The organism is Streptomyces sp. NPDC058289 (genome assembly GCF_042880975.1).
Lineage (GTDB): Bacteria > Actinomycetota > Actinomycetes > Streptomycetales > Streptomycetaceae > Streptomyces > Streptomyces stoeckheimensis.
On record NZ_JBHVYI010000177.1, the window covers coordinates 1 to 6,963 of the forward strand.

Consider the following 6,963-nt stretch of genomic DNA (forward strand, 5'->3'; position numbering starts at 1 on the left):
TCAAGGAACGGACGCTTCCTTTGTACTCACCCTCTCGGGCTTTCCTCCGGGCGCTTCCTTCGTTCTTGTGTCTCCGACTCTATCAGACTCTTTCGTGTCTGATTCCCGGTCGAAGCGGGTTTCGCTTTCCAGTTCTTCGCTTTCGCGTTTCCCTTTCCGGCGAGTCCGACTCTATCAGAAGTTTTCCACCGGATTTCCCGGCTTCAGATTCCTGGATGAGGAGTCGAGGGTGCCCACTCTGAATTGCTTCTTTGGGGGCTGGCTGCCGAACTTGTCCAGTTCCAGGCAACCGTTTGACTCTACATGACGCCCCCTGCACGGTCAAAATCGGCGTGACACGACACCGCACCCTCGTGTAGGCCTCCGACCGGTACGGGCACGAGGCAGCCGGTCCTGCAAGACGTGAGCAGCTCGAGCCACCCCGACGGCTGTCGGCTACACCTGAGCATCTGGGCGAGGCCCGGCACCCAATCCACCACTCGGGCTGCCGCACACTGGCGGCGTGCGCGACAACTCCTTCGTAGTCCTCACCGGCCTGCCGGCCAGTGGAAAGAGCACCCTGGCCCGCGGGCTCGCCGCGCACCTGGACCTACCGGTCCTCGACAAGGACGTGATCCTCGAGTCGCTCTACGACTCCCTCGGCGTAGGTGATCAAACCTGGCGCCACAGGCTGAGCCGGGCCGCCGACGACATCCTGTTCGCTCTCGCCGCCGACGCCCGGCAAGCCGTACTCGTGAACTGGTGGCACCGCGACTCCGCCCCCGGCCGGCTCCACCAGCTCGACGCCCACCTGGTCGAGGTGTTCTGCGACTGCCCCACCACCCTGGTCGCCGAACGCTTCCGCACCCGAAAGCGCCACCCAGGGCACCTAGACCGGGACCTCTCCCCCGAACAGCTCCACGAACGCCTCGCTGCCTGGGCATCCCGCCCCGGCCCCCTCGGACTGAGCGGCCCCCTCCGGACCATCGACACCAGCCGCCCGGTCGACGCAGCCGCCCTCGCCAGGGACATCCGCACGCTGCTCCCCACATCCACCCCTCGGATCCGAACCCGGAAGCAGATCCCCCCCTCGAGCCTGACCTCGGCTGAGCCAAGGGGAGCACCTACTGAGGTTTTCGGGTCGTCGTCGGGTAGTGACGGTTCATGATCCCCGCGGTTTGCCGGTGAGGTGAGGTGTCCAGAGGGCGGGGGCCTGACCGCTGAGCGTCGGGCGTTTCGTGAGGAGATCCGGCTTCAGGCCGGCGTGCGGTTCGCGGCGGGTGAGAAGACAGCGGTCATCGTGAAGGACCTGCGGGTGAGTGTGCGGTCCGTGGAACGCTGGCGCCGTGCTGGCGCGAGCGCGGCATGGATGCCTTGCGCTCGACGGGTCCGGCGAACGCCCCGACCGTCACCGATGAACAGTGCGTCCGGTGCCTGGATCCTCTTCGAGGACGAAGCCGGCTTCTCGATGACTCCGCGCCGTGCCCGCACCTGGGGCCGGCGCGGACAGACCCCTGTCATCCGTGTGCGCGGCAGGTCCCGCCGCCGGACCTCGGTCGCCGCGCTGTGCTGCTACAAACCCGGTGAACACAGCCGTCTCATCCACCGGCCCCGCACTCGCTCACATCCAGCTCGGCGGCCCGATCGTGGTGGCCTGGGACAATCTCAACACCCACCTGGCCGCGGGGCTGAAGCATTACGAGGCCGAGCACGACTGGCTCACCACCGTCCGGCTCCCGCCCTATGCACCCGACCTGAACCCCGTCGAGGCCGTCTGGTCACTCGTGCGCAGAGCGATGGCCAACACCGCCTTCGCCACACCCGACGACCTCGACCGCACACTCCGCCGCGAGTTACGCAGAATCCAACTCCGACCCCACTTGGTCGACGGCTGCCTCACGGCCACACATCTGGCCATCGACCCACCGACCCCACCCTGAAAACCTCAGTACCGGACTACACCGGCACCGGGCCCGGAGCAAGCCGGACGAGGAGGCGGGGACGCCGGTCCGTCACGGTGCGGCGGGGGTGTTGGCGGTGAACGGACACCGGGCTGCCCGGTGGTCTTCGGGCTGTGGGTCCGCAGCGGGCCGGTGGTCGCCGGGCCGGTCGCCGGGTGGGTGGGGACGGACCGAGACGTCGAGGGTGAGGTCGTGGGGCTGGAGGATGGTGCGCGTGTGGAAGACGGGTGTCGTGCCGGGTGATCGGGTGACCTCGTAGCAGGCGGTGAGGGTTGCGGTGACGATGGTCATGGCGGTGGTGGCGAAGTGGGTTCCGAGGCAGTTGCGCGGCCCTCCGCCGAACGGCATGAACGCGTACTTGGGCAGCGGGTTGGCGGCGCGGTCGGTCCAGCGGTCCGGGTCGAACGTGGTGGGCCGGTGGTAGTGGCGGGGGTCGCGGTGGAGGACGAAGGGGCTGACGGCGACCTTCTGGCCGGGGCGCAGGGGGTAGCCGGCGAGTTCGGTGGGTTCCTCGATGGTCCGCCGGAGGAACCAGAGCGGGGGGTAGAGGCGCAGGGTCTCCTTCACGACGGCTTCGGTGACGGCCAGCCGGGGCACGTCGGCCGCGGTGGGGAGCGCGCCGGCGAGTTCCCGGTCGGCCTCGTCCCGTACCCGCCGACGGACTTCCGGGTGCCGGTCGAGGAGGAGGAGCAGCCAGGCGAGCGCGGCGGCGGTGGTCTCGTGGGCGGCGAAGAGGTTGGCGACGATGACGCTGGTCGCGCCCTCGTGGGTGAGGGCGCCTTCGTCGCACGCGGTGTTCAGAAGGTCCGCGACCACGGAGGGCGAGTCGTCCCGCCTCGTCGTACGCCGCCGGCGTATCAGGGAGGAGACTTCGTCGGCCAGGTCGCGGCCGGCGCGCTGGAGGCGGCGTCGGCGCAGCGCGTGCCAGCGGGCCGGCAGGGGCAGTGTGGGGGGCAGCAGCGCGTCCTGCAGGCGGGCCAAGAGGTCGGGGACGTCGCCGGTCTCGGGCCCGAGGCAGAATTCGGCGATCAGGTGGGCGGTGAGGTCTTCCAGTGCGGGGATCGCTTCGATCCTGCCGCGTGCGTGCCAGGTGTCCGCGTGGCGGACGACGGTCGACGCGAGGCTGTCCCGGGCGGCGCGCATGCTGGTCCGGTTCAGGCCGCGTCCCGCCAGGCTGCGGGCCCGCATCCACAGGGCCAGGTCTTCGGAGGCGCGGCTTCCGTCGGTCGCCTCGCCCAGCAGGTCGCTGGAGATGCCGTAGGTGGTGTTGGTGTGCTTGAGGACCTCCTCCGCCAGGGCGGGCGAGTTCACGATGTACAGGTCGTCGTCGAAGCGGACCAGGTCGCCGTACTGCTGCTGGTCGAGGAGGAAACCGAGGTGGTCCCGCTCGAACGCGCGCCGGTTGCCGTGCCGCCCGGCCCCCGAGGGGCCGGGCGGCACACGCGAAGACAGCATCTGCTACCGCGCCTGTACGTAGTAGTAGTAATACGCACTGGAGTGGTCCGACCCTCCGAGCGTGCTGCTGCGTTGCACCTTCGCCCCGGAGGGATCGTTGGCCAGGTGGGCGGAGCTCGACGCGGCCTGGGCCGATCCGGCGCTGAGGAGCGCGGCGACGGCGGAGGCGGCGATGAGGAGCGACTTGCGGAGGGGGATCAGGGCAGCCATGGCTGTCCTCCTTCGGGGTGGGATGGGCGGCGGTTCCGCCCGGTTCGTTGCCCTCATTAGTCCACCCGCGGCATCCGGGGGTCATGTCCCGGGAACGCGTGGCATGACCCCCGCGCCCGCGTCTGCCACAATGCGGGCTTTCGCGCGCCCCCGGCTCCGCCCGGCCGAGGCCGCCCCGTCGCGCAGCGGAGCGGTTCAGCCCGAGGACGTGGTCGGGCGGCCCCGCCCGGCGGAGGACGTCCCGAAGGCGGGAGCGGCCGCGGCGCCGCCCGTCGCGGCGGGGCGCGCCGGGACTCCACCGGAGACCGGGATCCCGTTGCCCGCCGGGGTCGGTCCGGCGGCGGTGGCCGGCCGGGCCGCGCTCGCCCGGTGCGGGGCGAGGTCCTCGCCCACGGTCACGCCGGGGACCAGGCGGCCGGCCCCCATCAACCCACCGACTCCAGCCTGAAATCCTCAGTATTCCAACCCCTCATGGACCACTACACGGAGCACGCCGTCACCTGTTCCGCAGAGCCCACCACGCCGAACCATCTCCCGATCTCCCGCATCACACCGCTCTCCCCCAGGCCCTCCCCCAAACCGTGGGCAACCTCGCAGGCCTGCACCGGAACCCCACCGAGGATCCGCATCCCGTTCCCTCACTCCGCGACGCGATCAGCCAGGCACCGCACATACCTCCGGGCCCGAGCAGAACGGTGTCCGACGTAGTGCGTCGTTCGGCCCCACGCACTCGCCTTCGAGAACAGCACCCGCGAAGGAGCGGGATCCATGGAGGTGTTCTGCGGGATCGACTGGGCGGAGGGACACCACGACGTCACGCTCGTCGACGACACCGGCAGGCTGTCCTGGCCGAGCACGGCGACACAGCCGAGACGCCGAGTCCGGTGGCCATCGGGACCAGCCACGCCCTCGCCAACCAGCTACGGTCCCTGCTCCGGCGAGTCGGCCGCCACCGGGGCATCGAAACGGACGCCGAACGAATCCAGCAGCTCTTCCGCCAGGAAGCCCCGCGGCAGCGGCCCGTCGTCGAGGACGCCATGGGCAAGCAGGGACACGCGCCCTGCTGCTGCAACTGGACGCGGCGATCATGCTGGGCTCCCCGGGATCGGTCCCCAGGTCGGTGCCCGCATCCTGGGCGAGATCGGCGATGACAGGAGCCGGTTCGCCACGGCTGGAGGGCTGAAGGCGTACTCGGCTCGGCCCGGATCACGCGTGCCTCCGCCAAACGCCGCTACGTCGGGCGCCGGTTCCTCAGGAACAACCGGCTGCAGAACGGAACGGGACAGCTCGTCCAGGGGCGACAGGAGCGACGGCCCTTCCCATGAGACCCCAAGTGCAGACCATCGCTGCCCGATCCATCGCCCCGGCCTCCGAGTGAGCACGGTCCAGCCCACACGATGAGGTGATACCGGAAGGTGCGACCATCGTCGGATGCGAGGGATCGATGAGCTGGCCAATGTGGACGATCCTGCGTGGCCGGAGCTTCAGGGGATTCTCAGGGCAAGCTCCGTGCCCGTTCAAGTACTGCCCGGAGACATCAACGAGGGCCACCGATGCCTTCTGCAGATGCAGGTCACCGCACGATCGGTGCTGGGTGCACTGGCGCTGCACACCGGTGGATTGCTCCTGGACAACGGGTGGCTGCGAGTGTTCGGCGGGGGTTCTGGCTCAGTCGCGGATGGCCAACTCCCGAGTCTGGCGCAGGTCAACCGCTTCCCCACGGACGTCGACCCCGGCTGGCATCCCGCGACAGGTCTTGTCGTCGGCCACGACATTGTCGGAGGGGTCTTCGCGTTGAACGGTGGCGTTCCCGCGGCCGCGGGCCGCCCCGGGGCATCCGGCCAGATGACGTATTTCGCTCCCGACACTCTGGAGTGGGAGGCGATGGAGATGGGCCACTCCGGATGGGTCTCCTGGCTGCTCTCGGGCAGGCTGGAGACGTTCTATGACGGAATGCGCTGGCCCGGCTGGCGTGAGGAGACCGCAGCCCTGGCTTTCGAGCAGGGTGTTTCCGTATATCCGTTCCTGTGGTCCAAGGAAGCTCACGCCGACCTCGCGGCCACGAGCCGGCGGCCCGTGCCGATGCGCGAGGTCCTAGGAGTCGCAGCGGACTTCGCCCGGCAGATGGGGCCGTCCGATCCCGGGTTCCTGGGCGACGTGTGACTGGCTTCGCTATCGGTCCTGGTGTGTCAGCGAAGGTCCGGAGCCCCGGCAACTGGGTCGAGGTTCTGCATTGGGGCTCCAGTCTTCGGGCATCGGCGAACCACTGCCAAGGGACTCGGCCGTAGCTCGGCACCCTGACAAGCCTGACCATGGGACATGCGCGGGCTCGGCTACACCGTCGGCATCGACGCCTTCCTCGGCCTGGCCCCCGATAAGGACCGGAGCACCACGCCACCGCCGTCACCCGGCCGCGACGAAGGCCTTCGACAAACAGCTGCCCGATACCGAGCCCAAGCCCCGCGAGCTGTTCGCCAAGCAGAAGACCGCGCACGGGACGGTGCTGGTCGTGGTCGTGGTCGACCAGACTGCCTTGATCAGGTCCCTGTTGCCGGCAGTCGCGCGGGACGTGGGCTACCCGGTCGCCTACCTCCTGCGACTGACGATGCGATGGATCGACGACCCCTAATCGGATGCGGTCGGGGCACTCGTCTGGGATAGTCCCGCGCTGTGAACAGTGCTGAGCTTGTGCTTCGACGTGCGGTCGACTCTGATGCGGCCGGCATCGCCGACACCTGGCTGCGTTCCTTCAGAACCGCGTTGCCGACAGTGCGTCTTGCGCACAGCGACGACGAAGTGCGGGACTGGTTCTCCTCCGTGGTCGTGCCGCGGTACGAGACCTGGATAGCCGCTGCTGACGGATCCGTGGTGGGGCTCCTCGTCCTTGACGACGAGGAACTCGAACAGCTCTACCTGGATCCGTCCTGGCGCGGAACCGGCCTGGGCGACCGGTTCATCGCTCTGGCCAAGCAGAAGCGGCCGGACGGACTGAGCCTGTGGACGTTCGAGGTCAACGAGCCGGCACAACGGTTCTACGAGCGGCACGGCTTCATCGCGGTCGAACGTACCGACGGACTGCGCAATGAGGAGCGCGAGCCGGACGTCCGCTACGTGTGGAAGCCGTAGCGGACGTAACCGAACAGGGGGTGCCGGCCGCTTTCCCTGGCTCGACGCCCCTGAGGCCATCCGATCGCCATTCGCCGAGCCGAGTTCGCCGAGTTCAAAAAGGGCCGTAAACGCAGAAAAGCCCCGCACCGAACCCATAAAGGGCTGGTGCGGGGCTTTCCCACAATGATTGTTCGGCGGCGTCCTACTCTCCCACAGGGTCCCCCCTGCAGTACCATCGGCGCTGAAAGGC

At 69.0% G+C, this 6,963-nt stretch carries 6 protein-coding genes and 2 pseudogenes; 5 read left to right on the forward strand and 3 right to left on the reverse strand.

The window, feature by feature from the left end; translation table 11 throughout:
- Positions 1 to 502 precede the first annotated feature (502 nt).
- A complete protein-coding gene (locus ACFVX6_RS40305) occupies positions 503 to 1,147 on the forward strand; it encodes an AAA family ATPase (protein ID WP_389699554.1) in 645 nt (214 codons plus the stop codon).
- A gap of 300 nt (positions 1,148 to 1,447) precedes the next feature.
- Positions 1,448 to 1,919 (forward strand): annotated as a pseudogene (locus tag ACFVX6_RS40310) (transposase).
- A 72-nt stretch (positions 1,920 to 1,991) separates the two neighbouring features.
- Here ACFVX6_RS40310 and ACFVX6_RS40315 read toward each other — a convergent pair.
- The 3 genes from ACFVX6_RS40315 to ACFVX6_RS40325 form a co-directional block, all read right to left on the reverse strand.
- Positions 1,992 to 3,395, reverse strand: a complete 1,404-nt coding sequence (locus ACFVX6_RS40315) for a cytochrome P450 (protein ID WP_389699555.1) — start codon at positions 3,393 to 3,395, stop codon at positions 1,992 to 1,994.
- A gap of 3 nt (positions 3,396 to 3,398) precedes the next feature.
- Positions 3,399 to 3,605: a hypothetical protein gene (locus ACFVX6_RS40320; protein ID WP_030711774.1), complete on the reverse strand. Its 207-nt coding sequence runs from the start codon at positions 3,603 to 3,605 to the stop codon at positions 3,399 to 3,401.
- A gap of 195 nt (positions 3,606 to 3,800) precedes the next feature.
- Positions 3,801 to 4,031 (reverse strand): hypothetical protein, encoded by a 231-nt coding sequence (locus ACFVX6_RS40325; protein WP_389699556.1) that lies wholly within the window; start codon positions 4,029 to 4,031, stop codon positions 3,801 to 3,803.
- A 342-nt stretch (positions 4,032 to 4,373) separates the two neighbouring features.
- Between ACFVX6_RS40325 and ACFVX6_RS40330 the strand changes: the two are divergent.
- The 3 genes and pseudogenes from ACFVX6_RS40330 to ACFVX6_RS40340 all read left to right on the forward strand — a co-directional run.
- A pseudogene (locus tag ACFVX6_RS40330) lies at positions 4,374 to 4,879 on the forward strand (transposase); the annotation flags it as partial.
- 157 nt (positions 4,880 to 5,036) lie between these two features.
- Entirely contained in the window at positions 5,037 to 5,768 is a 732-nt protein-coding gene (locus ACFVX6_RS40335) for a DUF2625 domain-containing protein (RefSeq protein ID WP_389699557.1), read from the forward strand.
- 507 nt (positions 5,769 to 6,275) lie between these two features.
- Positions 6,276 to 6,731 (forward strand): GNAT family N-acetyltransferase, encoded by a 456-nt coding sequence (locus ACFVX6_RS40340; protein WP_389699558.1) that lies wholly within the window; start codon positions 6,276 to 6,278, stop codon positions 6,729 to 6,731.
- Positions 6,732 to 6,963 lie beyond the last annotated feature (232 nt).